We start from the raw sequence: 25,547 nt of genomic DNA, 5'->3' as shown, positions 1-25,547 counted from the left end.
GCGCCCTATCCATTGACAGAGGTATTGTCAAGAGGTCGAGCCAGAGCGAAGTGACATTCACAGCATGACATTCACAGCATGGGACGGAGAGCGGGCGTGACGCGCAGCGTGTACGTGACCGGTATCGAGCGGGGGGACGGCCGGCAGGTCGTCGAGCTGGGAATCATGGAGCTGCTGACCCGGCAGACGGGCCGGGTCGGCGTCTACCGTCCGCTGCTCCACGACGCACCCGACCGGCTCTTCGACCTCCTCAAGGCCCGCTACCGGATCGATCAGGACGCCGCGGCGGCCTACGGCATGTCCTACCAGGAGGCCTCGGCGATCCTGGCCGAGAAGGGCACCGACGAGCTGGTCTCGCGGCTGGTCGACCGCTACCACCGGGTGGCCCGCGACTACGAGGTCATGCTCGTGCTCGGCACCGACTACGCGGAGACCAACCTCCCCGACGAGCTGGCGCTCAACGCCCGCCTCGCCAACGAGCTGGGCGCGGTCGTCGTGCCCGTGGTGGGCGGTACCAAGCACCACGCCGAGGCCGTGCGCGCCGAGGCCCGCAACGCCTACCGCGCCTACGAGACCCTGGGCTGCCACGTCGTGGCGATGGTCGTGAACCGGGTGGCCGCGGAGGACCGCGACGTCATAGCCGAGCGGCTGGCCGCCCGGCTGCCCGTGCCCTGCTACGTGCTGCCGGACGACAAGTCGCTCTCCGCACCGACCGTCGCCCAGATCACCCGGGCGCTCGGCGGCGAGGTGCTCCTCGGCGACGAGGCCGGGCTGGCCCGCGACGCCCTGGACTTCGTCTTCGGCGGCGCGATGCTGCCGAACTTCCTGAACGCCCTGACCCCCGGCTGCCTGGTCGTCACCCCGGGGGACCGCTCCGACCTGGTCATCGGCGCTCTGGCGGCGCACACCTCCGGCACCCCGCCGATCGCCGGTGTGCTGCTCACCTTGAACGAGCGTCCGACCCCGGACATCTTGACGCTGGCCTCGAAGCTGGCGCCGGGCACGCCCGTGGTGTCGGTGGCCGGCAACAGCTTCCCCACCGCCGCCGAACTCTTCTCGCTGCAGAGCCGGCTGAACTCCGCGACTCCGCGCAAGCTGGAGACCGCGCTCGGCCTGTTCGAGCGGCACGTGGACACCGGCGAGCTGCGCGACCTGCTGTCGGTGGCCCGCTCGGAGCGCGTCACCCCGATGATGTTCGAGCACGAGCTGCTGGAGCGGGCCCGCTCGGACCGCCGCCGCGTCGTGCTGCCCGAGGGCACCGAGGAGCGCGTGCTGCGCGCCGCGGACGTGGTGCTGCGCCGGGGGGTCTGCGACCTGACCCTGCTGGGCGACGAGCAGGCGATCCTGAAGAAGGCCGCCGACCTCGGCGTGGACATCTCCGGCGCGCAGCTCATCGACCCGGCGACCTCCCCGCTGCGGGAAGGTTTCTCCGAGTACTACGCCCAGGTCCGCGCCCACAAGGGGATGACCGTCGAGCTGGCGGGCGACGTGGTCACCGACGTCAACTACTTCGGCACCCTGATGGTCCAGCGGGGCCTGGCCGACGGCATGGTCTCCGGTTCGGTGCACTCCACCGCGGCGACCATCCGCCCGGCCTTCGAGATCATCAAGACGAAGCCGGAGGCGTCCATCGTCTCCTCGGTCTTCTTCATGTGCCTGGCCGACCGGGTCCTGGTCTACGGCGACTGCGCGGTCAACCCGGACCCGAACGCCGAGCAGCTCGCCGACATCGCCGTGCAGTCGGCGACCACCGCGGCCGCCTTCGGCGTCGAGCCGCGGATCGCGATGCTCTCGTACTCCACCGGCACCTCCGGCAGCGGCGCGGACGTCGACAAGGTCCGCAAGGCCACCGAGCTCGTCCGCGAGCAGCGCCCGGACCTGCAGATCGAGGGGCCGATCCAGTACGACGCGGCCGTGGAGCCCTCGGTCGCGGCGACCAAGCTGCCCGGGTCGCAGGTGGCCGGCCGCGCGACGGTGCTGATCTTCCCCGACCTCAACACCGGCAACAACACGTACAAGGCCGTGCAGCGTTCGGCGGGCGCGGTGGCGGTCGGACCGGTGCTCCAGGGTCTGCGCAAGCCGGTCAACGACCTCTCGCGCGGTGCGCTCGTCCAGGACATCGTCACCACCGTGGCCATCACCGCGATCCAGGCGCAGGGCGCGCCGTCGCCCTCGGCCACGGCCACGGCCTGATCCCCCGCCCTCCCCCACCGCCCGCGACAAGGAAAGACCCTCATCGTGACCGCATCGCGCGTACTCGTCCTCAACTCCGGCTCCTCGTCGGTCAAGTACCAGCTCCTCGACATGGCGGACCGGTCCCGGCTCGCCGCCGGCCTGGTGGAGCGCATCGGCGAGGAGACCTCCCGGCTGGTGCACGAGCCGCTCTCGGGTCCGGGCGCGGCCGCCGGCCGACGGGAGCGGCTCGGCCCGATCGCGGACCACGGGGCCGCGCTGAAGGCCGTGGCCGCGGAGCTCGCCGCGGACGGGATGGGCCTGGACTCGCCCGAACTTGCGGCGGTGGGACACCGGGTGGTGCACGGCGGAACGCGGTTCACCACGCCGACCGTGATCGACGACGAGGTGCTGGCGGAGATCCGGAGCCTGATCCCGCTCGCCCCGCTGCACAACCCGGCGAACGTGACGGGCATCGAGGTGGCGCGCTCGCTGCGCGCGGACCTTCCGCAGGTCGCCGTCTTCGACACGGCCTTCCACTCGACGATGCCGGAGCACGTGGCGCGGTACGCGATCGACGCCCAGGTCGCCGACGCGTACTCCATCCGGCGGTACGGCTTCCACGGCACCTCCCACGCCTACGTCTCGCGCGCGACGGCCCGGCTGCTCGGCAAGCCGGTGGAGGACGTGAACGTGATCGTGCTGCACCTCGGCAACGGCGCCTCCGCCTCGGCCGTGCGGGGCGGGGTGTGCGTGGAGACGTCCATGGGCCTGACCCCGCTGGAGGGGCTGGTCATGGGGACCCGTTCGGGCGATGTCGATCCGGCGGTCGTCTTCCACCTGGCGCGGGTGGGCGGCTTCTCGGTGGATGAGATCGATTCGCTCCTGAACAAGAAGAGCGGTCTGCTGGGCATGTGCGGCGACAACGACATGCGCGAGGTGCTGCGGCGCGCGGGCGAGGGCGACGGGGCGGCGAGCCTCGCCTTCGCCGCGTACGTCCACCGGCTGAAGAAGTACATCGGGGCCTACGCGGCGGTGCTCGGGCGGGTGGACGCGGTGACGTTCACGGCCGGGGTCGGCGAGAACGCCCACCAGGTCCGCGAGGCCGCCATCGACGGCCTGGCCGCGCTGGGCCTGGTGCTGGATCCGCAGGCCAACGCCGTGCGCTCCGCCGAGGCGCGGCTGGTCTCGGCGGAGGACGCCCGGGTGGCGGTGGCGGTGGTCCCGACGGATGAAGAACTGGAGATCGCCACCCAGGCGTACGCGCTGGTTACCGAGTAGTCACTTGGACTTTCCACCAGCCGGAATATTCCGCTACGAAACAAACCGATAGGATCCAGTCATGCGCCGTTCCAAAATTGTCTGCACGCTGGGCCCCGCCGTCGACTCGTATGAGCAGCTGAAAGCGCTCATCGAGGCAGGTATGAACGTGGCCCGATTCAACTTCAGCCACGGGTCCCAGGCAGAACACCAGGAGCGGTACGACCGCGTCCGGCAGGTCTCCGAAGACACCGGGCGCGCCGTCGGCGTCCTCGCCGACCTCCAGGGCCCGAAGATCCGTCTGGAGACCTTCGCCGAGGGTCCCGTCGAGCTGGTGCGCGGTGACGAGTTCACCATCACCACCGAGGACGTCCCGGGTGACAAGTCCATCTGCGGCACCACCTACAAGGGCCTCCCGGGCGACGTCGCCAAGGGTGACCAGATCCTGATCAACGACGGGAACGTCGAGCTCCGGGTGACCGAGGTCGAGGGCCCGCGGGTGCGGACCATCGTCATCGAGGGCGGTGTCATCTCGGACCACAAGGGCATCAACCTGCCGGGTGCCGCCGTGAACGTCCCCGCCCTGTCGGAGAAGGACGTCGACGACCTCCGCTTCGCCCTGCGGATGGGCTGCGACATGGTCGCCCTGTCCTTCGTCCGCGACGCCAACGACGTCAAGGACGTCCACAAGGTGATGGACGAGGAGGGCCGCCGGGTCCCCGTCATCGCCAAGGTGGAGAAGCCGCAGGCCGTCGAGAACATGGCGGCCGTGGTCGACGCCTTCGACGCGGTCATGGTGGCCCGCGGTGACCTCGCCGTCGAGTATCCGCTCGAAAAGGTCCCGATGGTCCAGAAGCGGCTCATCGAGATGTGCCGCCGCAACGCCAAGCCGGTGATCGTCGCGACCCAGATGATGGAGTCGATGATCACCAACTCCCGCCCGACGCGCGCGGAGGCCTCCGACGTCGCCAACGCCATCCTCGACGGCGCGGACGCGGTCATGCTGTCGGCCGAGTCCTCGGTCGGCGCCTACCCGATCGAGACCGTCAAGACGATGTCGAAGATCGTCACGGCGGCCGAGGAGGAGCTCCTGTCCAAGGGCCTCCAGCCGCTGGTCCCGGGCAAGAAGCCGCGCACCCAGGGCGGCTCCGTGGCCCGCGCGGCCTGCGAGATCGCCGACTTCCTGGACGGCCAGGCGCTGATCGCCTTCACCCAGTCCGGCGACACCGCCCGCCGCCTGTCGCGCTACCGCGTGACCCAGCCGATCCTGGCCTTCACCACCGACGTCAACACCCGCAACCAGCTCACGCTGAGCTGGGGCGTCGAGTCCTACATCGTCCCGCACGTGGACACCACGGACGCGATGGTCGACCTGGTGGACGGCGAGCTGCTCAAGCTGAACCGCTACAACCAGGGCGACACCATGGTCATCACCGCCGGCTCGCCCCCCGGTGTCCCCGGCACCACGAACATGGTCCGCGTCCACCACCTGGGCGGCGACACCCGCGCCTGACGGTCGCCGGCCCGCTTGAACTCTGCCGCACAGAGACCGAGGGCGGTGCCCCGATCCCGACAGGGATCCGGGGCACCGCCCTCGGTGCGTGGGCAAACGGCCCGCCCCCGCGAAGGGGACGGGCCGTCGCAGCGCGTGCGATCGGGTGCTACTCCGGCGGGCCGATGTAGTTCTTGAGGCCCGGAACGGTGAGCGTGCCGCCGAACTGACCGGCCTGGACGACCTTGACGTCCGTGAAGAACGCGAACGGGACGTTCAGGGGCGGCGGGCTGTTCGGGGTGAACTCGATCGGGATCAGACCGAACAGGTTCCCCTTGAGGCTCTCGGTGTACATCGTCACCGTGCCGCCGCGGATCTTGGACGTGGAGCCCGGACGCGACTTCAGGTGGGCAACGTTCCCCGACTTGCCGACCGTCTGGTACAGGTCCTTGATGTCCAGCGAGTCCGCGGTGAACTTCAGGACCTTCTTGGTCTTGCCGCCGGCCGTCTTCACCTCGACGATGCCGTGGTAGTCCAGGCCGTAGAGGGTCAGCAGGGAGCTGTCGAGGTACCAGGGCTCGTCCGGCAGGAGCGGGACGCCCTGCTCCAGCTCGGCGTCGGCCAGCGCCTTGGCGTCGTAGGTCGGGCACGGGAAGGGCTGCTTCCCGTCCGGGTCCTTCGTCTCCTCGTCCTTGGCCTTGTCCTTGTCCTCGTCCTCGGACTTCTCCTCGTCCTCGGCTTTGGACTTGTCGTCCTTGGCCTTGTCCGCGGCGTCGTCCTTGGCCTTGTCCTCGCCCGTCTCGTTCTTGGGGTCCTTCTCGGTCTTCTTGACCTCCTCGGACAGCTCCTTGACGTCGACACCGGCCTTCTTCGCCGCTTCGCGGATCGCGTCCGCGGACGGGTCAGGGGCCGGGGCCGTCGTGGCGGCGCCCGACGGGGTGGGCGCGGGCGTCGGGGTCGCCTTCGCCGTCGCGTCCTTGAGGGGCCTGCCGAGTTCGTCGACGAGGTCCTTGAGCGCGTCGCCGACGCCCAGCGGGTCCAGCGGGTTCGTGGCCTTGGTCGGGTCCGGAGCCGGCGTGGTGGCCGGGGCCGGGGCCTTCTCGTTCGTCACCGGAGGCTTGGCCGCCGACGGAGACGTGCTCGGCTTCGCCTTCTCCTTCACGGACGCCGATGCCGACGCGGACGGAGAGGGCGTCGCGCTGGGCGACGTGCTCGCCGAAGGCGTCGTCGAGGGCGTGGGCGTGGGCGACGGGGACTTCGACTCGGTCTCCGCAGGTTCGTCGGACCGCGTCACACACGGCCCGGGCGCGAAGGGGATCTCCTTGTCGTCGGCCACGGCCAACTTCGGCGCCATGCCCATCCCGACGAACACGGCCGTCGGCATCGCCGCGAGCGCCATCGTCTTGCCGACGGGTATCTGGATCTTGTTCAGCAGCGACTTCCTGGGCGCCGCGTGGCGCGGCCCCTTCACTACACGGGACTCTGCGCCTGGGACCACGCCCCGCTGCGTCTCGTCACCCCGCACTGTTCCTCCCGCCATCGGCGTGGGCAGTCGTCTCGCTCGCGTGTGCCGTTTCCGTCGTACGGGGACCGGGAACACCCTGGGATCCCTGGGCGCCCATGTCCGCCATCGCGTCCGCCTTGCTCAGGCCTACGACGCCCGGCTGCTGCTCGCCCGCCGGCTGCTCGCCCTCCTCCACCGGCTTCCCCGGCGCCCAGGCCAGGGCGAGGGCGCCGCCGACCATGGAGAAGGCGAAGCCGACGAAGAAGCCACCGAGGTTGGACACCGGGATCGAGACCAGGGCGAGCAGGATCGCGGCCACGCCGGCGAAGACGCGGATGGCTTCCTGGAACCAGAGGGCCAGACCGAGCGTGATGAGCAGTACACCGATAATCAGCGCGCCCGCGCCGCCCGTGGTGGCCATCGCGAGACTGACGTTGCCCAGCCGGAGGTCCGCGTAAGGGAAGTAGGCGATCGGGAAGCCGCCGAGGAGCGTGAACAGCCCGGCCCAGAAGGGACGGCGGCCGCGCCAGGCATGGAAGTGGTAGTACACCACGGTGAGCCAGGCGTCGTCTTCTGCGCGAACGTAAACCGGGGCCTGGGGGTTCATGGACAACAGCTCCCTGGAAACGGTGGTACTTGAGAACTCTGTGGAGCCCGAACGGGCGGGGGCAACGGCTGTCACCACCCGCCCGTCCGGTCAGTCAGTCAGTCAGTCACCGGGACGTATCAGTCCTTGACGTCCTGGTAGCACGGCTGGTCGCCGCCCATCAGGCGCAGCTTCAGGTTGGGCAGCTTGAAGGTGCCCGCCGTGGTCGCCCACGCCTTCTGCTTCACGTTCGTCAGGACGGCCCGGTCGGCGCGCTGCGAGAACGCGTACGGGCTGGAGACCGTACCGGCCTGCGGCTTGGTCTTGTGGCTCGAGTCGCCGACCGCGACACCGATGTCCAGGTTGGTGAACTCGGCGTCGGTGTCGAGCTCGGCCACATCCAGGTAGATGTTGGACGCCTCGGCCGGCGTGCCCTTGTGACCGGTCTTCAGCTGGAGCGTGATCGGGCCCAGCGGAGTCGGGGTGACCAGGGACTGGCACATGTTGGTGATCTTGGCGTTGCTGAAGCCGGAGATGGTGACCGGGTGGTCGACCTCCTTGCCCGTCTTCAGGTCGTGACCCTTGGCGATGCCGCCGTACTGGATCAGGTTTTCACCGTCGAGCTTGTCGGCCGAGACCTTGAAGTCCTGGCCGGAGACGCTGAACGACGCCGCGAGGGCGCCCTGCGCCAGACCCACACCGACCGCGGCCGTGGCCGCGATGCTCGGCACCATGACGAGCGCGAAGCGCTTCCATCTGGTCCCGCCACGAACCTGAGAACTCATTTCGTTCCTCCTTCTCGGACGTACATCTCCGGTCCGGGCCGTGCCCGTCCTGGGATGGGAGAAGTGCTACGTCCTCGGGAAGGAGCGCAGGCGGCCGGGCCGCGGCTGTGCCACGTCCGATACACCGGCGATCACCCCCGAGCGACAACCACTGGGCCACGCGTTCGCGCAACCTGGAGGACAGGCCCCGCCGGTGTGGCAGAGACCCCCCTGTCCCACGGCCGGTGCCACTGCCACAGGCCGACTCGGTGGGGACCCTCCACCGCGGCTCCGAGTGAGCGGCTCTGCGGGAAGGACCGAGCGTCGCCGATCGTGGTCCATTCCAGGCCGGGGCACAAGGGGGTTCGTTACTGGCGGGTAACGGCCAGATAACCTAGGTGCGACCCGCCGCCGTCGGGCAGCAACACAGGGTGTCACCCAGGGCCACGACAGAACGGGCGAATGACGAACACACCGGACAGTTCACGGGGTTCGGCTTACTGCGAGTAACAGCGGCCGCGATTGCCAAGTTTTGGCAAAGCGCGGCCGCTGTTTATCTACGTGTCAACAAATCGCCGGTGGCCCGGCGAGGTACGGGCGGCGCGCGGCGGGCGGCCCCGGAGCGACCCCGGAACGGCCGCTGAGCCGGTCCGGACGCGGCCTAGAAGAGCACCCGCGCGAGCGCCGTACGCGCCGCGGAGACCCGCGGGTCGTCCGCGCCGATGACCTCGAACAGCTCCAGCAGCCGCAGTCGTACGGTGTCCCGGTCCTCACCGAACGTGACGCGGACGGTGTCCACCAGGCGCCCGAAGGCGTCCTCCACGTGGCCGCCGACCAGGTCGAGGTCGGCAGCGGCGATCTGCGCCGCCGGGTCGCGCGGGTTCTCGGCCGCCGCGGTCCGCACCGCCTGCGGGTTCATGTGCTGGACCCGGGCGAGGAGCTCGGCCTGGGCCAGGCCCAGCTTGGCCTCGGTGTTGCCCGGGTCGTCCGCGAGCACGTTCTTGTACGCCTGGACCGCGCCGCCGAGGTCACCGGCGTCGAGCGCGACGACGGCCGCCTCCAGCAGGGCGTCGTGCGGGCCGGCCGGGATCTCGCCCGCGTCCGGGGCGGCCGCGGCGGCCCCCTCCGCATCCGGGTCCACCTCGATGCCGATGATCCCGAAGCGGTCCTCGGCGACCTGGACCAGCTGGGCGAAGGTCTCGCGGATCTGCTGCTCCGGAACCACGCCCTGGAACAGCGGCAGGACCTGACCGGCGACCACGGCGAAGACGGCCGGGATGCCCTGGATCTGGAACTGCTGCATGAGCATTTGGTTGGCGTCGACGTCGATCTTGGCGAGCACGAGGCGACCGTTGGCCTCGGTGATCAGGCGCTCCAGCAGCGGACTGAGCTGCTTGCACGGCTGGCACCACTCGGCCCAGAAGTCCAGGACGACCGGAACTTCTGCGGAGAGCTGGAGCACATCGCGTTCAAAACCGGCCTCGTCTACGTCGATGACGAGCGCCGACGGCGGCACGGCACCGGCGGACGGACCCGCCCCGCCGGACTCGGCGGCCCGGCTCGCCGCTTCGGCGCGGGCCTGCTCGGCCTTGGCCTTGGCCTCACCGGCCGCCTTCACCGCGGCGAGGTCGACGACGCCGCTCATGGACATGTTTCTGGGCTGCATGCGTACATCCTCCCCCGTGTGCGCGCGCCGACGAAAAAGATCGCGTGAATTGGCCGTGCCGCCGTACCGTCGCGATCGTGATGTTGAACGGCGCCGGGTCCCCACCTGGCGCCAGTAGCTCTTCGCGTGGTTGTCGCTCTTACGCTACGAGCCGTAGCGTAACTCCCCCGACGGCTCCCCGCGCCCCTTCCGGCCCCGTGATCTGAACCACAGCGGCCCTTTTGCCTACCGGCGGGTATGGTCTCGGCCATGCGCAACCCCAGCCCCGGCCGCACCGGTCGTCCCCGCAGTGCCGCAGCGGACGCCGCGATCCTCGCCGCGACCCGGGACGCGCTCGTCGAGCTGGGCTGGTCGAAGCTGACGATGGGGGACGTGTCCGCCCGCGCGGGGGTCGCCAAGACCACCCTCTACCGGCGCTGGGCGGGCAAGAACGAGTTGGTCGTGGACGCGGTCGCGGAGCTCTTCGACGCGCTCGAACTCCCGGACCGGGGCTCCCTCGAAGCGGACATCGAAAACGTGGTGCTGCAGTTCGCGGAGCTGCTGCGGCGCCCGGAGGCCCGTACCGCCCTGATGGCGGTCGTCGCCGAGTCCACCCGGGACAAGGCCCTGCGCGACCGGATCCGGTCGGCGATCGTCGACCGGCAGAAACGTCTCGTCGTACTGGGTCGCGAACGGGCCCAGGCCCGCGGCGAACTCCCGTACGAGGAGGACGAGACCCTCACGGGCCGCACCACGGACCTGATCTTCGACGTGATCGCGGGCACGGTGGTGCACCGCGCCCTGGTGAGCTCCGAACCGGTGGACGAGCTCTGGGTGGCCACCTTCACGGCCCTCCTGATGCACGGCCTGCGCGGCCCGGCCGTCGCCTGAGCCCGGGCCGCCGCCCGAGCCCGCCCGGCCGCCCGCCGCCGCCGCGCCGTCAGAAGGTCCGCGCCCCCGAGCGGCGCCGGGATTCCAGGACCTGCTCCGCCAGCGCCGCGGCCCGCGGGTTCTCCCCCGGCCAGGGCCGCCGACGGCCCGGCCAGCTCGCCCAGCGCAGCGCGTCGGCCTCCTCCTCGGGCCGCAGACCGGCCGCGACGAGCGCGCCCCGGGCTGCTTGGGCCCCGGCCGTGCGGTACCCGATGTCGCGGGCGTCCGGCCAGTAGACGCCGCCGTCGGTGATCAGGACCGCGGCCTCGACCTCGTCCAGCCCCAGCTCGATGCCGTCCCGCACCGCCGCCAGGAACTCGGCGGGCAGCCGGTCCTCCCGCGCCAGGTTCAGGATCTCCGTCCCGGCCGGCCCCGGCGGCTCGAAGTCGGCGACGACGTGGGCGTAGTGGCCGCCGCAGCCGCCCTTGTTCATCACCACGCGCGCGCTCACGCCCCGTACGGGCACAGGAAGGCCGGTCATGCCCCCACCGTACGGGGGCACGACCGGCCGCTGCGGGCCTGCTGGCCTACGGGTCTGCGGGACTGGGGCCCAGGGCCTAGAAGCCCGGGGGCTCGGTGTAGGTGCCCCACTCGTCGCGCAGGACGTTGCAGATCTCGCCCATCGTGGCCTCGGCCCGCACCGCGTCCAGCATGGCCGGGATCATGTTCGACCCGTCCCGGGCGGCGTCCAGCATCGCCTTGAGCGCCGCGTCGACCTTGGCGTCGTCGCGGCGGGCCTTGCGGGCCGCCAGCTCCCGCACCTGGACGGTCTCCACCTCGTGGCTGACCCGGAGGATCTCCAGGTCCCCGGTGACCGACCCGTGGTGCACGTTGACGCCGACGACGCGCTTGTCGCCCTTCTCCAGCGACCGCTGGTACTGGAACGCCGACTCGGCGATCTCCCCGGTGAACCAGCCGTCCTCGATGCCGCGCAGGATGCCCGAGGTGATCGGCCCGATCGGGTGCTGCCCGTCGGGGTGGGCGCGCAGGCCGCGCTCCTTGATCTGCTCGAAGATCTTCTCGGCCTCGGCCTCGATGCGGTCGGTGAGCTGCTCCACGAACCAGGAGCCGCCCAGCGGGTCCGCCACGTTGGCGACGCCGGTCTCCTCCATCAGCACCTGCTGCGTGCGCAGGGCGATCTCGGCCGCCTGCTCGCTCGGCAGGGCGAGGGTCTCGTCGAGGGCGTTGGTGTGCAGCGAGTTCGTGCCGCCGAGCACGGCCGCGAGGGCCTCCACGGCGGTGCGCACGACGTTGTTGTACGGCTGCTGCGCGGTCAGCGAGACACCGGCGGTCTGGGTGTGGAAGCGCAGCCACATGGACTTCTCGCTCTTCGCCCCGTAGACCTCCTTCATCCAGCGGGCCCAGATCCGGCGTGCGGCGCGGAACTTGGCGATCTCCTCGAAGAAGTCGAGGTGCGCGTCGAAGAAGAAGGAGAGGCCGGGCGCGAAGGCGTCGACGTCCATCCCGCGCGAGAGGCCCAGCTCGACGTAGCCGAAGCCGTCGGCGAGGGTGTACGCGAGCTCCTGCGCGGCCGTGGCCCCGGCCTCACGGATGTGGTAGCCGGAGACGGACAGCGGCTTGTAGGCCGGGATGCCCTTCGTGCAGTACTCCATGAGGTCGCCGATGAGGCGCAGGTGCGGCTCCGGTTCGAAGAGCCACTCCTTCTGGGCGATGTACTCCTTGAAGATGTCGGTCTGGAGCGTGCCGTTGAGGACGGCGGGGTCCACGCCCTGCCGCTCGGCGGCGACCAGGTACATGCAGAAGGCGGGGACGGCCGGGCCGGAGATCGTCATCGAGGTCGTGACGTCGCCGAGCGGGATGTCCTTGAACAGGACCTCCATGTCGGCGGCGGAGTCGATGGCGACCCCGCAGTGCCCCACCTCGCCCAGGGAGCGGGGGTCGTCGGAGTCGCGCCCCATGAGGGTCGGCATGTCGAACGCGACCGAGAGCCCGCCGCCGCCGGCGGCGAGGATCATCTTGTAGCGCTCGTTGGTCTGCTCGGCGTTCCCGAACCCGGCGAACTGCCGGATGGTCCAGGTCCGCCCGCGGTAGCCGGTGGCGTGGAGCCCGCGGGTGTACGGGTACTCGCCCGGCCACCCGATGCGCTCGAAGCCCTCGTACGCGTCGCCGGGCCGGGGTCCGTAGACCGGCTCGACCTCGTCGCCGGAGAGCGTGGTGAAGTCTGCCTCGCGCTTGCGGGCCTTGTCATAGCGGGCCTGCCAGCGACGGCGGCCTTCCTCGATGGCGTCAGCGTCCATACCCACGAATTTACTAGGACGTCCTAGTAAATGTCGATGGCAAACCCCCGGGGACTCGCCCCGGGGGTGGGTGACGCTCGCCTCGTACGGAGCGGCGATCAGGCCTTGGCGGTCGCGACCGAGTCGTTGACCAGCGGCTCGACCTCGGCGCGGACCGTGCGCTCGACGAAGAAGGCGGCCAACGGAATCGTTCCGCTGAGCATGACCCAGAGCATCTTGCCGAAGGGCCACCTGGCCTTGGAGCTCAGGTCGAAGGCGAAGACCAGATAGATCATGAAGAGCACACCGTGGGCCTGCGAGACCACGAAGGTCAGGTCGGCGCCGGTGTCGAAGCCGTACTTCGCCACCATGCAGGCACAGAGGATCAGGAGCATGACCGCGGTCACGTAGGCCATGGCGCGGTAGCGGGTCAGCACGCTTCGTTTCATGCCGACGAGCCTAGCCGTCCGTTTTGCTCGATCTTGACGCGGCCCCGGGCCCCGGCCGCCGGCCCCGGCTACTCCTGGAAGTCCGCCGCGGCCACCCGCAGCGGGCGCAGCAGCGCGAAGATCTCCCCGCACTCCTCGGCGTCGTAGGCGCCCAGGCCGAAGTCGACGGCCATCAGGTCCTTCGTGGCGGCTTCGACGACCTCGCGGCCCTTCTCCGTGATGGAGGCGAGGGTGCCGCGGCCGTCGTTCGGGTTGGGCCGCTTGGCGACCAGTCCGGACCTCACCAGCCGGTCCACGGTGTTGGTCACCGAGGTCGGGTGGACCATCAGCCTCTCGCCGATCTTGGACATCGGCAGTTCGCCGGCCTTGGAGAAGGTGAGCAGCACCAGTGCCTCGTAGCGGGCGAAGGTCAGCCCGTACGGCTTGACGACCGCGTCGACCTCACCGAGCAGGATCTGGTGCGCGCGCATGATCGAGGTGATCGCGGCCATCGAGGGCACGGGCCCCCAGCGCTGCTGCCAGAGCTCGTCGGCGCGGGCGATGGGGTCGAAGGGAAGGCTGAGCGGCTTGGGCACGCGTCCGACCCTACCGGGAGGTCACTTCACCGCGGGGGCCGTCTCATCCCTCAGTCGTTCCTCCTGCCGGGCGGCCGCCCGGAGTTCGGCCAGGAGCAGCAGCACGACCCCCGTGCCGAGGACCCCGGCGCCGGTGACGACCTCGTGCACCGGGCGGAATTCGGCGGCGAGGCCGGCCAGGGCCATGCCGACCCCCTGGAGGGTCATCAGACCGGTGCTGAGCAGCGTCATCGCCCGGCCGCGCAGCTCGTCGGGTACGGCTTCGACGTACCACTGGTCCAGCCCGAGGGTGTGGGCGTGGGCCAGCCCGGCGAGCAGCAGGGCGGCGAGGACCACGGGCAGGCCCGGCCGGACGGCGAAGAGCAGGAGCGGCAGCAGCCCGGCGGCCGCGAGCGGCACCACGATCCGCGACCGCGTCCGGGCGGTGAGGGCCGAGCCGGCCCAGAGCTCCCCGGCGATGGTGCCGACGGGCAGGGCGCACATCATCAGGCCGAGAGCGGCGGTGCCGACGCCGATGCCGTCCGCGTACGGGGCGAGCAGCGCCTCCGGGGCGACGAGGAAGACGGGCGGCAGCCAGAACAACAGCATCAGCGCACGCAGCCGGCGCCGGCCGAGGACGGCGCGCAGTCCGGCGAGCGGGGAGGTGCGGGCGCCGCTGCGGGCGGGGCGGCTGCGCGTGCCCAGCCGCAGCAGCAGTGCGGAGCCGAGGAAGCCGGCGGCGGTGAGGCCGATGGCCGCGCGCGGCGCGAGCACGGTGAGCAGCAGCCCGCCGAGGCCGAAGCCGATGAGCTGGGCGCTCTGGGCCACCATGCGCAGCAGCGAGCGGCCCAGGACGAAGGCGTCGCCGGTGCCGAGGACGTCGGCGAGGGAGGCGTTGCGCGTGCCCTGGAACAGCGGCGCCACGAAGGCCATCGCGCAGCGCAGTACGAGGAGCACGGCGACGGGCGTGCCCGGCGCCACCATGGCGGCCGCGCAGAACGCGCAGACGAGGTCGCAGGCGACGAGCACCCGGCGGGCAGGACGGCGGTCGGCGATCCCGGCGAGCAGGGTGCCGCCGAGGGCGTACGGGAGGAAGCCGACGGCGAAGGTCAGCGCGCTCATCAGGGGCGAGCCGGTGGTGCGGTAGACGAGGACGGACAGCGAGATCTCGGCGACGACCACGCCGAACACGGACAGCAGGTGGGCGGCGAAGACGGTCCGGAACTCACGGACCCGGAACACGGAGCGGTAGCCCGGTGGCGGTGCGGACCGCCCGGGCGCCTGGGTATCGGCTGGCATGGGCCCAGCCTCCCGGGCCCGGGGCCGGCGCCCCAGAGATTCGGCTGGGGCCGAATGGTGGGGCAGAGTCTTCACGTCGTCGGCACCATCGTCGGCGTCATCGACATCGCGCGGGACGAGGAAGGGGAGGGAGCGCCGGGATGGGGTTGCACCACTATTTCGGGCACGAGGACCTGCTGCGGTGCCGCTTCGCGCTCTCGCCCGCGTGGGAGACGCAGGAGGCGGTCCGCACCCTGAAGCTCGCGGAACGGCAGGGCTACCACCTGCCCTGGCTGCGGCAGATCCGCGCCGCCGCCGCCGGGCTGGACCTGCGGCCGCTGTGGCTGCTGATGCCGCACCGCGGACACAGTGCGGACTTCATCGGCCCGCCGCCCAGCGGACCCGGGGTCTCCTTCGGGGAGGAGATCGCGCTGATCCGCGGGGCGGATCCGGCCGTGGCGCGCGAGGACATCCGCAAGTCGCTGGCCAGTACGCCCGGCGCCCTCGACAGCGACCTGGGCCGGTCCCTGCTGGCCGATCCGGCCCGGGCCGTGCGGGACCTGGCCGATCTGATGGAACGGGCCTGGAGCGTGCTGATCGAGCCGCACTGGCCGCGGCTGCGGGCCCTGCTGGAGGCGGACGTCCTTTTCCACTCGCGCCGCCTCGCCGCCGGCGGTCTCCAGTCCCTCTTCGACGGGCTGCACCCGAGCCTGGCTTGGGACGCCGCCTCCCTCACCCTGACCATCGACCGGCCCACCAGTCACCACGAGCGCGTCCTGGGCGGCCGGGGACTGCTCCTGATGCCGAGCGCCTTCATCTGGCCGGGGATCGCGGGCGGCTTCGACCCGCCCTGGCAGCCCACCATCGTCTACCCGGCCCGCGGCATCGGCGGCCTGTGGACCCCGGCCCAGGAGAACACCCCGGACGTGCTCGCCCAGCTGCTGGGCCGAGCCCGGGCCGAGGTGCTGTGCGCGCTGGAGGAACCGGCCTCCACCACGGCGCTGGCCCACCGGCTCGCCCTCGCCCCCTCCACGGTCTCGGCCCACCTGGGGGTCCTGCGGGCGGCGGGGCTGCTCATCTCCTCGCGCCACGGCCGCCAGGTCCGCTACGAGCGCACCCCGCTGGCGATCGCGCTCACCACGGGCGCCCCCACCCCCTGATCCCGGCCGGCCCGGCCCGCTCGGCCCTGCCGCCCGGTGTCGCACAGCCATGCCAACTGTCCGACATGTCAACATGTGCCGGTATCTCGCTCCGCTGCCCGACCCTTCGTCCCGAGGAAGCCGGATGCCCCCCGCCGCTCGCAGGCCGCGTTTTCGCACCACCGCCCCCGTCCTCGGCCTCCTCGCGCTCCTCGCCGCGGCCCCCGCCTGCGGCGGCGAGCCCGCGCCCGAGCCGGGGACCCCCGCCGCCACGCCCGCGGCGCCCTCCCCCATCGTCGCGGCCGAGGAGTCCCCGTTCTGGGTGGACCCGCACAGCGACGCCGCCCGGCAGGTCGCGGCCTGGGAGGCGGCGGGCCGCAACAGCGACGCCCAGGTGTTGCGCAGGATCGCGGACCGGCCGCTCACCCTGTGGGGACCCGGCGACGACCCCGGCCCCGAGATCCGCCGGGCCAGGGCGGGAGCCCGGGCCACCGGGCGGACCCTGCTGCTCGCCGCGTACAACATCCCCTACCGGGACTGCGGTCAGCACTCGGCCGGCGGCGCCCCCGACGCCCGGGCCTACCGCAGTTGGATCGGCGCCTTCGCCGACAACATCGAGGACACCAAGGCCGTCGTCGTCCTGGAGCCGGACGCCATCGCGCACATCATCGACGGCTGCACCCGACCCGAGCACCACGCCGAGCGCTACCAGCTGCTCTCTGAGGCCGTCGACCGGCTGAAGAAGAACCCCAACACCAAGGTCTATCTGGACGCCGGCAACCCGGCCTGGATCCCCAACCCCATGGACCTGGTCGACCCCCTCTTCAAGGCGGGCCTCGCCCGGGCCGACGGCTTCGCCCTCAACGTCTCCAACTTCCAGCCCGACGCGGCCGCCCGGGCCTACGGCGCCAAGATCTCCCAGGGCACCAGCGGCAAGCACTTCGTCATCGACACCAGCCGCAACGGCGACGGGCCGCTGCCCGGCAACCGCTCCCAGGCCTGGTGCAATCCGCCGGGCCGCGCCCTCGGGGCACCGCCGACCGACCGGACGGGCGACCCGCTCGTGGACGCGTACCTCTGGGTCAAGCGGCCCGGCGAGTCCGACGGGACCTGCCGCGGCGGCCCGTCGGCCGGCACCTGGTGGCCTGACTACGCCCTGGGCCTGGCCCGCCGCGCCAGGCAATGACCGGGGAGTGCACCACGGCCCCGCCCGACCCGACCGGCCGGACCCCTACGGGGCCGCCGGCTGCGGGGCCTTGACCTGGAGCCACTTCGCCACCGAGGGCGTCCCGTCGGCGTCGGTCACGAACAGCATGTACCAGCCGGGCGGCACCAGCGTCGGGTCCTGCGGCACCTCGACCGTGACCGAGTCGTCCGTCCTGGTCAGCCCGAGTTCGATCGAGCGCTGTTCCACGTCCGTGGTGTGCGTGACCGCGCTCGGCCGCATCAGTCGGGCCCGCTCGATCCGCTCCGGGTGCGCGGCGGCGAAGGTGGCCCGCCCCTTCGCGTCGAACTCCTCGGGCCCCTCGCCGAGGACGGGCCGCCGGTCCGCGCCGCGGTAGAGGTACGGGGGCGAGTACACCTCCAGCCGGTGCTCGAACTTGCCGAGCCTGGTGTTGTCCTTGTCGGCGAAGAGCGGGTCCGAGCCGAAGGTCGCCACCCGCCCGTCCGGCAGCAGCAGCGCCTCGGAGTGGTAGTTGCGGCCCACGGTCGGATCGGCGGCGGCCGCGAAGGAGTCGGTGCGCGGGTAGTAGAACTGCGCCTTGTGGATGTCGCTGGCGCTGCGGCCGCGGTAGTCGGCGGAGCCGCCCGTGGTGAAGACCGAGTCGTCCGGCAACAGCACGCTGCTCAGGTAGCGGGTGGCGCGCGGCAGCCGCGCCGAGGACCGGAAGACCGGGTTCTCCTCCTTCAGGTCCACGATCGCGGTCCGGCTGGACGAGAGCTTGGACTCGCCGACCCCGCCACCGCCGAGGACCATCACCTTCTGGTCCTGGGCGGGCGGCAGCAGGAGCGAGGCGGAAGTCTCCAGCCGGTCCGGCTCCGCGAGCCCGCCCACCTTCTTGAACTCGTTGGTCGCAAGGTCCCACACGCCCGGCTCGCGCCCCTTGGTCTTCGGGCCGTAGCCCGCGTTGGAGCCGGTGTAGAGGAGCTTGCCGCCCTGCATGAGGAAGAGCGCGGGATAGGTCGGGAAGTAGTGGAAGGGGGCCTTGGACCACTTCTTCGTCCGCGGGTCGTAGTACTCGTTGTCGCCGGGCACCACGTCGCCCACGTCGTTGAGCCCGGAGACCGCGAGCACCCGCCCGTCCTCCAGGGTCACGAGCGTCGGGTACCAGCGGGCGTCGCTCATCGGGTCGACGCGCAGGTACTTCTCCGCCACCGGGTCGAACTCGTACGCCGACTTGATGCCCTGGAAGTCCTGCTTGTCGGCGCTCAGCCGTTCCGCGAGCCCGTAGACGTTGTCGGCGTCCTTGCCGGTCAGCCCAACCACCTCGTACTGCGCGGCCTCCGTCGTCAGCCCCTCGGCGCCGGGTTTCACCGCCTCCACGAAGACCCGCGACTCGGCGGCGACCACGGTGGTCCGCCACGGCATGACCTGCCCGCCGCGCCCGTAGGTGATCTCGAAGTCCTTCCTGGCCTTCGGCACGACCACGTCGAACTTCGCCTCGTACTCCACCCCGGACGGAGAGCGGAACCGGGTGCCCTTGCGCAGCTTGACGGCCTTGTCGGGGTTCTCGTTCTTGACCCGCATCCGCCCGCCCGCCCGGGTGACCTTCCCGCGGAGGACCTCGTACCGGGCGGTGCCGCCGGCCACCAACAGCCGCCCGTCGGGCAGCTGGCTGTGCCCGGCGCAGAAGAAGTCCTCCGGTGTCGGGATCTTCTTGAAGCTGTCGTCCTTCGGGTCCCACAGGACGGTGTCGAAGGTGCCCTTGTCGAAGTTCTTCTGGTCGTTGCCGCTGCCGGCGATCAGCAGCACCTTGCCCGTGTGCAGCAGGGCCGCGTGCATGGCGTTGATCCGGTACTCCTCGGGGAGCCCGATGAGGCCCCACGACCCGTACTGGATCCGGTAACTGGTCTGCCCGATCTTGTATGCGTGGTACTTGTCCTCGGCGAAGGAGATCGCGGCGGGTGCGTTGAGCGCGACCAGCACCAGCACGGCGCCGGCGCCCAGGGCGGTCTTCTTGAACTTCTTCGACGGCCGGTAGTCCATGCTCAGTTCCCTCCTGTCGCCCGCACGTACGCCGGCTCCTCACCCGGCTCGGAGCCCCCGTTCGCCCCGCCCCCGGATCCCGCCCGGCCGCGCGTCAGGCACCACACGGCGACCGGGGCGAGCGCGATGGCCAGGGCCAGCACCGCCCAGACGCGCATGGCGACGTGCGTGTGGTCGAAGCGGACGGACGCCAGCAGCGAGACGATGAGGACGGCGGCCCAGAAGAGGTGGATGCGGAAGGTCATCAGCCGGTCGGGGCTGGCGTCACCGCCCTTGGGGGTGACGACGAAACGGCCCTCGGTGCGCAGCAGCGCCGAGCCGAGCGACCTGAGGTAGACGGGCGCGCAGACCGCGGACAGGGCCATGCCCGCGACACCGCCGGAGCCGGCCGGTTCGTGGGGCGAGACGTTGTGGCGGCGGTTCCACAGGTAGAGGCCCACCTGGAGGGCGGCCGCGTCGGCGTAGAGCATCAGCCAGACCTTGGAGGAGACCTGGGTGCCGGAGGCGCCGAACCACAGGAAGAGGGCGCAGCTGAGGACGCCGAGCAGCCAGTTCACGGCGGTCATCGGGTAGTAGACGAGCATCAGCGTGTAGTTGAGCCGGCGCCCGGCGGGCATCGTGAAGAGGCCCTTGCGGTACTGCTTGAACAGGGTCTCGTAGGTGCCCCTGGACCAGCGCAGCTGCTGGGTGAAGAGGTCGGTCCAGGAGGCGGGGCCCTCGCCGACGGCCAGCACGTCGGGGGTGTAGACGGAACGCCAGAACCGGCCCGTGGCCGGGTTCCTGCGGCGGTGGAGTTCGAAGCCGGTGGCCATGTCCTCGGTGATGGAATCGTAGAGTCCGCCGATCTGCCGCAGGGCGCCGATCCGTACGGTGTTGTTGGTGCCGACGAACATGGGGGCGCCGTACCGGTTGCCGGCGCGCTGGATCAGGGCGTGGAAGAGGTACTGCTGGGACTCGGCGGCCTTGGTGACGGCCTCCGTGTAGTTGCCGTAGACCTGCGGGCCGACGACGAAGGCGACGTCGGGGTCGCGGAAGAATCCGAGCATCCGCTCCAGGTAGTTCGGGAGCGGGACGTGGTCGGTGTCGACGGAGGCGAAGAACTCGTAGTCGTCGCCGTGCCGCTCCAGCCAGGCGTTGTAGTTGCCGTGCTTGGTCTTCGCCCGGTGGGAGCCCTTCGCCGTGTTCCACTCGGGCACCCCCTTGCGGGTGAAGTGCCGTACGCCGAGCTTCGCGCACAGCGCCCGGGCCTCGGGGTCGTCGCCCTCGTCCAGCAGCCATACGTCCAGCGACCCGTCGTGGCGGACGCGCCGCGCGCCCCGGAGGGTGGCCCGCACCATGGCGAGGGGCTCCTTGCCGGGGACGTAGGTCGTCAGGAACGCGACGCGGGTGCCGGGCTCGGGCGGTACGGGGACGGGGTCGCAGGCGGCCATCGTGGCGTGGGCGATCGACACCACGTTGACCAGCGTGAACAGCATGATCAACGCGATGGAGCAGAGCATCATGGCATCGCAGACGATCAGCCAGCGGGCGGCGCCCTCCCGGACGGTCCAGTGGGTGGGCCAGACCAGGTAGAGCAGCAGTCCGGCCGCGGCCACCGGGGCGAGCGTCATGAGGGCGATCGCCCGTATTCGGGTGCGGACCTCCTCGCGCGAGAGCAGGGAGCGGTACTCCACCCGGTGGACGCCGTCGGGGCCGGGAGCCGGCTGCGCGAACGGACCGGCGAGGCGGCTGTGCGTCTCGTAGTCGAAGCCTTCCGGCGCCACGGTCCCTCCCGGTGCTCGATCCCGAGGCCTGTACCCCCACGAAAGGTGACGAACTCGGTCGTGTCGAACGGGGATCGGCCGACCGGGCGGTCCTTCCTCAGGTCCGGGCCACAGGGCCGTACGGGTGACGCGTGCGGCCGGCGGGGGCGGCGCGGCCAGCGGACGCCCTGTCGGTGAGGCCGGATCAGGGAGCGGTGCCGGCCACCGCGGGCCCGACCTGATCGGCCAGGCACCCCCGGGTCAGCGGGTGCCGCGCCGCAGGCCGTGCCGCACCACGCGCTGGCTCAGGGAGCCGAGGCCTTCCAGCACGGCGGCCAGCCCGGCGAGCTGTTCCAGCGCGGCGAGCGCGCTGCCGGCGCCCCCCGGGTCCACCCCTTCGTACAGCTCGATGCCGATGAACGAGGCGGCCGTGGCCCGGGCCAGCCCGGCCGGGTCGGCGTACCCCTCCAGCGGGGTCGCCGACAGCAGCCGGGTGAGGACCTTCTCCAGCTCCTCGATCCACAGCCCGAGCCCGTCGGCGGTGGCGGCGGCCAGGACGGGCGAGGTCTGCCCGGCGGCCAGCAGCTGCCCGAGCAGGGCGACGTTTCCGGCGGCCCGCTCCTCCTCGTGCATGGCGCGGGCGAACTCCAGCAGTTCGGCGAGGCTGCCCAGGGCGGCGAGCCGGTCGCGGTAGCGGGCCACCCGCTGCTCGGCGCCGTACCGGCAGGCCGCGGCGAGCAGTTCGTCCACGGAGCCGAAGTGGTAGAAGATCAGGCCCTGCCCCACCCCGGCGGTGGCCGCGACGGTGCGGGCGGAGGCCTTGGCGATGCCCTGCTCGGCCACGGTGCGCAGGGCCCCTTCGAGCAGCTTCTCCTTGGTGGCGGCGCTCATGCCCGGACCTCCTCGCGGACCGGGCGCAGGTCGCCGCAGAGCCCGCTCGCCCATCGGTCGCGGGCGTCGACGTACTGCGCGGTGAAGGTGCCCTCGTAGCCGAAGAGCGGTCCGAAGCGGCGGTTGACCACCCGTACCCGGATCCGGAACCGGCCGGTGGCCTCGTCGAAGGACTCGCGGACCTCGGCCTCGCCGCCGATGAGGTCGGGGACGCGGACGTCGAGGGGGCCCTCGCGGAAGCGGTGTTCGCCGGAGCGGATGAGCAGCGAGCCGTCGGGCTCGGCGCTCATGTGGAGGTCGCTGGCGAGGTGCTGGTGCGTGCCCAGGTAGTCCAGGACGCAGTCGCGTTCGGGGCTGTGGACCATCGTGGCGTCGAAGCGGTGGGCTCCGCCGGGCAGCTGGAAGGTCCGTACGAAGGTGACGGTCTCGCGCCCGAAGGAGTCGAGGTAGGGGAGGTTCTCGATGACGAAGGGGACGTTCCGTCCCTCGTGCGGCACCAGGATGTTCCGTACGCCGCCGAGCCGGAGGAAGGGCTTCACGTAAGCGGGGCCGTGCCAGATCCGTTCCATGGTGCCGCGGCCGATGCAGCCCTCGCCGCTCGCGAGCCCCACCGAGAAGCGGCGCTGGATCTGCGGGTGCAGACGATCGAACGCGGCGCCCATGTGGGCCCGGAAGATGGAGGTCACGACGGCTCCAGGGTGCTCAGCAGGCGGGGTGCGCGGGCGGGGGTGCGGCCGGGCGGGGTGCGCAGGCAGCGGCGGGCGGCGGGGGTGCCGGGCAGCGGCGGCAGCAGTAGGGCGGCGGCCAGGACGAGCAGGGCGGCCGGCAGCGGCGCGTACAGCAGGGCGGCCACGGACAGCAGGACGCGCAGGGCGCCCTCGCCGATCGCGCGGGCGAGGGCGAGGGCCGGGGTGGTCCCGCGCTCGCACCACAGCCGCAGCCGGTCGAAGGACCAGGCGGTGGCCCAGCCCATGAGCGGGCGGAACACCAGCCGGTCGGCGAGGGCGCCGAAGCGGCCCCAACGCGGGCGGTAGTCGTAGCCGGTGAGGAAGCGGATCCCGTCGGGGCCCGGGACGTAGCGCCAGTACCCGCTGCCCTCGGCGAGCAGCGACAGCGGGTGCTCCGAGGCGAACCGCAGGGCCGACACCCGGGTGCCGTCGGACCGGTGGCGTTCTCCGGCGGAGATCCCGGTCCCGTCGACGGAGAGGAACGGAAGCACGCGGGTCGCGTACCGGAACCGTTGGGGTTCGCCCTCGGCGCACGGGAGGTAGCCGATGGAGGTGAAGCGCAGGTCCCAGCGCTGGTGCTGCGCCGGATCCTGGCTGCGCTCCCACAGCTCGTCCATGCCGACCCGGATCCGCGTCTCGACGTACAGGCCCATCGCCACCCCCCGTTCCGTGAATTGAGCGATCGCTCAACCGGCACCTTAGGGGAACTTGAGCGATCGCTCAAGACTGTGTGCGACCGGCCGGCCGGGGCAGCCGGGGCATGCGAAAGCGCCCCCGGCCAGCAGGCCGGGGGCGCTTTCGGACATACCAGTGGAACGCGGACCGGTGAGGGCGGCTCAGCCCTCGGCGAGGTGCCGCTCCACCGTCTCGACCTTGGAGGTGATCCCGTCGTGGACCCCGGGGCGGATGTCGGCCTTCAAGATGAAGGAGACGCGCGGCGCCCGCTCCTCGACGACCGCCACCGCGCGCCGGACCACGTCCATGACCTCGTCCCACTCGCCTTCCACGGTGGTGAACATCGCATCGGTGCGGTTCGGCAGCCCGGACTCGCGGACCACCCGGACCGCGTCGGCGACGTACTCGCCGACTTCTTCGCCGACCCCCAGCGGGGTCACCGAGAACGCGACGATCACGCGTCGGCCGCCTGGCGCGCGCGGGCCGCGACGACGCTGTCGGCCTCTTCCCGCTTGAGCAGCTTGTCCCCGTACAGCCCGCCGAAGGGCACCACCGCGAGGGCGAAGAACAGCAGGACCTTCTTGAAGGGCCACTTGGCCCGGTTCCAGACGTCCAGCAGGAAGACCGAGTAGATGAGGAAGAGGATGCCGTGCAGCATGCCCAGCGGCATCTTCAGGTAGTCGATGTCGGTGAGCCAGCTGAGCAGCGTCCCGAAGATCAGCAGGGCCGGGAACGACAGCGCCTCCGGAACGGAGACGAGGCGCAGGCGGTGCAGGGCGGAGGCGGTCTTGATGTCCACGTGGAACCTTCGGGGTGGAGGCCAGGGTCCTTCCCAGTGTCTCAGCCGCTTTACGGGATCTTGACCCGGCCCCTCCCCCGCCACGGCCTCCGCGGGCCGGCCGGGGCCCCGCGCGGTCGCACCCATATCTCCCGGGTGTGGCATATATCAGCCACGAGGCCCTGTTCGGGGTCGCCCGCTGCCGATAACGTCTTCCCGTGGCTCAGTTCCGACTCCAAGGCAGCAAGGTGCTGGCCGTCGACCTGACCGGGGATGCCGTGAAAGCGAAGAACGGCTCCATGGTCGCGTACGACGGGCAGATGGCCTTCAAGAAGATGACCGGCGGCGGCGAAGGCCTCCGCGGCATGGTGACCCGCCGACTGACCGGCGAACAGATGACAGTGATGGAAGTGCAGGGGCACGGCACCTGCTTCTTCGCCGACCGTGCGAGCGAGATCAACCTGGTCAACCTGCGCGGCGAGAAGCTCTACGTCGAGTCCAGCAACCTGCTGTGCACCGACGCCGGTCTGCGCACCGGCACCACCTTCACCGGCCTGCGCGGCGGGGCGTCAGGCAACGGCCTGTTCACCACCACCGTCGAGGGCTCGGGCCAGGCCGCGATCATGTCCGACGGACCGGCCGTGGTGCTGCGCGTGAGCGCCCAGTACCCGCTGTCCGTCGACCCCGGCGCGTACGTCGCGCACACCGGCAACCTCCAGCAGTCCTTCCAGTCCGGTGTGAACTTCCGCACACTCATCGGCGAGGGCTCCGGCGAGGCGTTCCAGATCCGCTTCGAGGGCGAGGGCCTGGTCTACGTGCAGCCCAGCGAGCGCAACACCGTCGGGGGCGACATCTGATGCCGTTCCGCGAGATCAACTCGAAGATGGTCGAGGCCCAGGTGATCCCGGGTCAGAAGATGTACAGCCAGCGCGGCGCCATGCTCGCGTACCGCGGCGAGGTCTCCTTCACCCCGAGCCTGACGGGCGGTCAGGGCGGGGTCATGGGCATGATCGGGCGCCGGGTGGCGAACGAGCAGACCCCGCTGATGGCGGTCGAGGGCAGCGGCACCGTGATGTTCGGCCACGGCGGCCACCACATCCAGGTCATCAACCTGACCGGCGAGACCCTCTACGTCGAGGCCGACCGGCTGCTCGCCTTCGACGGCACCCTCCAGCAGGGCACGATGTTCATGGGCTCCCAGGGCGGGGTCATGGGCATGGTCCGCGGCCAGGTGACCGGCCAGGGCCTCTTCACCACCACCCTCAAGGGCCACGGCTCCGTCGCCGTGATGGCCCACGGCGGGGTCATAGAACTGCCGATCACCCCGCAGCGCCCGATCCACGTGGACCCGCAGGCGTACGTCGCCCACCACGGTGACGTGCGCAACAAGCTCTCCACCGCGCTCGGCTGGCGGGACATGGTGGGGCGCGGCTCGGGCGAGGCGTTCCAGCTGGAGCTGTCCGGCCAGGGCGCGGTGTACGTACAGGCCTCCGAGGAGAAGCTGTGAACTTTGGC

General features: G+C 71.3%; 24 protein-coding genes. 8 read left to right on the top strand and 16 right to left on the bottom strand.

The window, feature by feature from the left end; all coding sequences use genetic code 11:
- Positions 1-96: 96 nt before the first annotated feature.
- The 3 genes from pta to pyk all read left to right on the top strand — a co-directional run bounded on the left by pta (position 97) and on the right by pyk (position 4,945).
- Positions 97-2,193 carry a phosphate acetyltransferase gene (pta, locus tag OG594_RS30190; RefSeq protein ID WP_266605076.1) on the top strand — a complete coding sequence of 699 codons (2,097 nt, stop codon included), beginning with the start codon at positions 97-99 and terminating at the stop codon, positions 2,191-2,193.
- Between the two features lie 45 nt (positions 2,194-2,238).
- A complete protein-coding gene (locus OG594_RS30185; protein WP_266605074.1) occupies positions 2,239-3,453 on the top strand; it encodes an acetate kinase in 1,215 nt (404 codons plus the stop codon).
- 61 nt (positions 3,454-3,514) lie between these two features.
- Positions 3,515-4,945, top strand: a complete 1,431-nt coding sequence (pyk, locus tag OG594_RS30180; protein ID WP_266605072.1) for a pyruvate kinase — start codon at positions 3,515-3,517, stop codon at positions 4,943-4,945.
- Between the two features lie 148 nt (positions 4,946-5,093).
- On the opposite strand, the gene OG594_RS30175 is transcribed toward pyk, so the two are convergent.
- The 4 genes from OG594_RS30175 to OG594_RS30160 all read right to left on the bottom strand — a co-directional run bounded on the left by OG594_RS30175 (position 5,094) and on the right by OG594_RS30160 (position 9,444).
- Positions 5,094-6,449: a hypothetical protein gene (locus OG594_RS30175; protein WP_266605070.1), complete on the bottom strand. Its 1,356-nt coding sequence runs from the start codon at positions 6,447-6,449 to the stop codon at positions 5,094-5,096.
- The gene (locus OG594_RS30170; protein ID WP_266605068.1) at positions 6,439-7,035 is read right to left on the bottom strand and encodes a DUF6114 domain-containing protein; all 597 of its coding nucleotides are present in this window, start codon (positions 7,033-7,035) and stop codon (positions 6,439-6,441) included. The genes OG594_RS30175 and OG594_RS30170 overlap by 11 nt, the downstream gene beginning before the upstream one ends.
- Positions 7,036-7,154: 119 nt before the next feature.
- Complete coding sequence (locus tag OG594_RS30165; RefSeq protein ID WP_266605066.1) at positions 7,155-7,799, bottom strand: DUF6230 family protein; 645 nt, start codon at positions 7,797-7,799, stop codon at positions 7,155-7,157.
- Positions 7,800-8,439: 640 nt separating this feature from the next.
- Positions 8,440-9,444: a tetratricopeptide repeat protein gene (locus OG594_RS30160; protein WP_266605064.1), complete on the bottom strand. Its 1,005-nt coding sequence runs from the start codon at positions 9,442-9,444 to the stop codon at positions 8,440-8,442.
- Positions 9,445-9,693: 249 nt separating this feature from the next.
- Here OG594_RS30160 and OG594_RS30155 point away from each other — a divergent pair, with 249 nt between their 5' ends.
- Positions 9,694-10,314: a TetR/AcrR family transcriptional regulator gene (locus OG594_RS30155; RefSeq protein ID WP_266605062.1), complete on the top strand. Its 621-nt coding sequence runs from the start codon at positions 9,694-9,696 to the stop codon at positions 10,312-10,314.
- Between the two features lie 49 nt (positions 10,315-10,363).
- Here the strand turns inward: OG594_RS30155 and OG594_RS30150 are convergent, their stop codons facing one another.
- The 5 genes from OG594_RS30150 to OG594_RS30130 form a co-directional block, all read right to left on the bottom strand.
- Positions 10,364-10,834, bottom strand: a complete 471-nt coding sequence (locus tag OG594_RS30150) for a hypothetical protein (RefSeq protein ID WP_266605060.1) — start codon at positions 10,832-10,834, stop codon at positions 10,364-10,366.
- A 76-nt stretch (positions 10,835-10,910) separates the two neighbouring features.
- Positions 10,911-12,611 (bottom strand): methylmalonyl-CoA mutase, encoded by a 1,701-nt coding sequence (locus tag OG594_RS30145; protein ID WP_030011144.1) that lies wholly within the window; start codon positions 12,609-12,611, stop codon positions 10,911-10,913.
- A 98-nt stretch (positions 12,612-12,709) separates the two neighbouring features.
- Positions 12,710-13,039, bottom strand: a complete 330-nt coding sequence (locus OG594_RS30140) for a DUF3817 domain-containing protein (protein ID WP_266605057.1) — start codon at positions 13,037-13,039, stop codon at positions 12,710-12,712.
- Between the two features lie 68 nt (positions 13,040-13,107).
- Entirely contained in the window at positions 13,108-13,614 is a 507-nt protein-coding gene (locus OG594_RS30135; protein ID WP_266605055.1) for a MarR family winged helix-turn-helix transcriptional regulator, read from the bottom strand.
- A 21-nt stretch (positions 13,615-13,635) separates the two neighbouring features.
- Positions 13,636-14,892, bottom strand: coding sequence for an MFS transporter (locus OG594_RS30130; RefSeq protein ID WP_266605053.1), 1,257 nt, complete (start codon positions 14,890-14,892; stop codon positions 13,636-13,638).
- Between the two features lie 140 nt (positions 14,893-15,032).
- Here OG594_RS30130 and OG594_RS30125 point away from each other — a divergent pair, with 140 nt between their 5' ends.
- Together OG594_RS30125 and OG594_RS30120 are read left to right on the top strand one after the other, a co-directional pair.
- The gene (locus tag OG594_RS30125; RefSeq protein ID WP_266605051.1) at positions 15,033-16,031 is read left to right on the top strand and encodes a DUF5937 family protein; all 999 of its coding nucleotides are present in this window, start codon (positions 15,033-15,035) and stop codon (positions 16,029-16,031) included.
- Between the two features lie 124 nt (positions 16,032-16,155).
- Positions 16,156-17,196 carry a glycoside hydrolase family 6 protein gene (locus OG594_RS30120; protein WP_266605049.1) on the top strand — a complete coding sequence of 347 codons (1,041 nt, stop codon included), beginning with the start codon at positions 16,156-16,158 and terminating at the stop codon, positions 17,194-17,196.
- A 45-nt stretch (positions 17,197-17,241) separates the two neighbouring features.
- On the opposite strand, the gene OG594_RS30115 is transcribed toward OG594_RS30120, so the two are convergent.
- The 7 genes from OG594_RS30115 to OG594_RS30085 form a co-directional block, all read right to left on the bottom strand.
- Positions 17,242-19,218, bottom strand: coding sequence for a kelch motif-containing protein (locus OG594_RS30115; protein WP_266605047.1), 1,977 nt, complete (start codon positions 19,216-19,218; stop codon positions 17,242-17,244).
- 2 nt (positions 19,219-19,220) lie between these two features.
- Complete coding sequence (locus tag OG594_RS30110; RefSeq protein WP_266605045.1) at positions 19,221-20,981, bottom strand: glycosyltransferase family 2 protein; 1,761 nt, start codon at positions 20,979-20,981, stop codon at positions 19,221-19,223.
- 240 nt (positions 20,982-21,221) lie between these two features.
- Positions 21,222-21,851 (bottom strand): TetR/AcrR family transcriptional regulator, encoded by a 630-nt coding sequence (locus tag OG594_RS30105; protein ID WP_266605043.1) that lies wholly within the window; start codon positions 21,849-21,851, stop codon positions 21,222-21,224.
- Positions 21,848-22,537, bottom strand: a complete 690-nt coding sequence (locus tag OG594_RS30100; RefSeq protein ID WP_266605041.1) for a DUF4166 domain-containing protein — start codon at positions 22,535-22,537, stop codon at positions 21,848-21,850. Before OG594_RS30100 ends, OG594_RS30105 begins: the two co-directional genes overlap by 4 nt.
- Positions 22,534-23,232 carry a hypothetical protein gene (locus OG594_RS30095; RefSeq protein ID WP_266606632.1) on the bottom strand — a complete coding sequence of 233 codons (699 nt, stop codon included), beginning with the start codon at positions 23,230-23,232 and terminating at the stop codon, positions 22,534-22,536. The genes OG594_RS30100 and OG594_RS30095 overlap by 4 nt, the downstream gene beginning before the upstream one ends.
- A gap of 183 nt (positions 23,233-23,415) precedes the next feature.
- Entirely contained in the window at positions 23,416-23,712 is a 297-nt protein-coding gene (locus tag OG594_RS30090) for an MTH1187 family thiamine-binding protein (RefSeq protein WP_030720816.1), read from the bottom strand.
- Entirely contained in the window at positions 23,709-24,053 is a 345-nt protein-coding gene (locus tag OG594_RS30085; RefSeq protein WP_266605039.1) for a DUF3817 domain-containing protein, read from the bottom strand. The genes OG594_RS30090 and OG594_RS30085 overlap by 4 nt, the downstream gene beginning before the upstream one ends.
- A gap of 197 nt (positions 24,054-24,250) precedes the next feature.
- Here OG594_RS30085 and OG594_RS30080 point away from each other — a divergent pair, with 197 nt between their 5' ends.
- Together OG594_RS30080 and OG594_RS30075 are read left to right on the top strand one after the other, a co-directional pair.
- Entirely contained in the window at positions 24,251-24,889 is a 639-nt protein-coding gene (locus tag OG594_RS30080) for an AIM24 family protein (protein WP_266605038.1), read from the top strand.
- Positions 24,889-25,539 (top strand): AIM24 family protein, encoded by a 651-nt coding sequence (locus tag OG594_RS30075; protein WP_030009699.1) that lies wholly within the window; start codon positions 24,889-24,891, stop codon positions 25,537-25,539. The genes OG594_RS30080 and OG594_RS30075 overlap by 1 nt, the downstream gene beginning before the upstream one ends.
- The last annotated feature ends 8 nt before the right edge of the window (positions 25,540-25,547 follow it).

This window comes from Streptomyces sp. NBC_01214, from assembly GCF_026340975.1.
Classification (GTDB): domain Bacteria; phylum Actinomycetota; class Actinomycetes; order Streptomycetales; family Streptomycetaceae; genus Streptomyces.
The sequence above is the reverse complement of the archived record's forward strand: the minus strand, read 5'-3'. Positions and strand labels throughout refer to the sequence as shown.

Coding starts and splice junctions, on each gene's coding strand:
- OG594_RS30095 (WP_266606632.1), bottom strand. CDS start 23,232: ATGGGCCTGTACGTCGAGACGCGGATCCGGGTCGGCATGGACGAGCTG.
- OG594_RS30165 (WP_266605066.1), bottom strand. CDS start 7,799: ATGAGTTCTCAGGTTCGTGGCGGGACCAGATGGAAGCGCTTCGCGCTC.
- OG594_RS30140 (WP_266605057.1), bottom strand. CDS start 13,039: ATGAAACGAAGCGTGCTGACCCGCTACCGCGCCATGGCCTACGTGACC.
- OG594_RS30125 (WP_266605051.1), top strand. CDS start 15,033: ATGGGGTTGCACCACTATTTCGGGCACGAGGACCTGCTGCGGTGCCGC.
- OG594_RS30120 (WP_266605049.1), top strand. CDS start 16,156: ATGCCCCCCGCCGCTCGCAGGCCGCGTTTTCGCACCACCGCCCCCGTC.
- OG594_RS30170 (WP_266605068.1), bottom strand. CDS start 7,035: ATGAACCCCCAGGCCCCGGTTTACGTTCGCGCAGAAGACGACGCCTGG.
- OG594_RS30145 (WP_030011144.1), bottom strand. CDS start 12,611: ATGGACGCTGACGCCATCGAGGAAGGCCGCCGTCGCTGGCAGGCCCGC.
- OG594_RS30075 (WP_030009699.1), top strand. CDS start 24,889: ATGCCGTTCCGCGAGATCAACTCGAAGATGGTCGAGGCCCAGGTGATC.
- OG594_RS30115 (WP_266605047.1), bottom strand. CDS start 19,218: ATGGACTACCGGCCGTCGAAGAAGTTCAAGAAGACCGCCCTGGGCGCC.
- OG594_RS30150 (WP_266605060.1), bottom strand. CDS start 10,834: ATGACCGGCCTTCCTGTGCCCGTACGGGGCGTGAGCGCGCGCGTGGTG.
- OG594_RS30155 (WP_266605062.1), top strand. CDS start 9,694: ATGCGCAACCCCAGCCCCGGCCGCACCGGTCGTCCCCGCAGTGCCGCA.
- OG594_RS30130 (WP_266605053.1), bottom strand. CDS start 14,892: ATGCCAGCCGATACCCAGGCGCCCGGGCGGTCCGCACCGCCACCGGGC.
- OG594_RS30160 (WP_266605064.1), bottom strand. CDS start 9,444: ATGCAGCCCAGAAACATGTCCATGAGCGGCGTCGTCGACCTCGCCGCG.
- OG594_RS30105 (WP_266605043.1), bottom strand. CDS start 21,851: ATGAGCGCCGCCACCAAGGAGAAGCTGCTCGAAGGGGCCCTGCGCACC.
- pyk (WP_266605072.1), top strand. CDS start 3,515: ATGCGCCGTTCCAAAATTGTCTGCACGCTGGGCCCCGCCGTCGACTCG.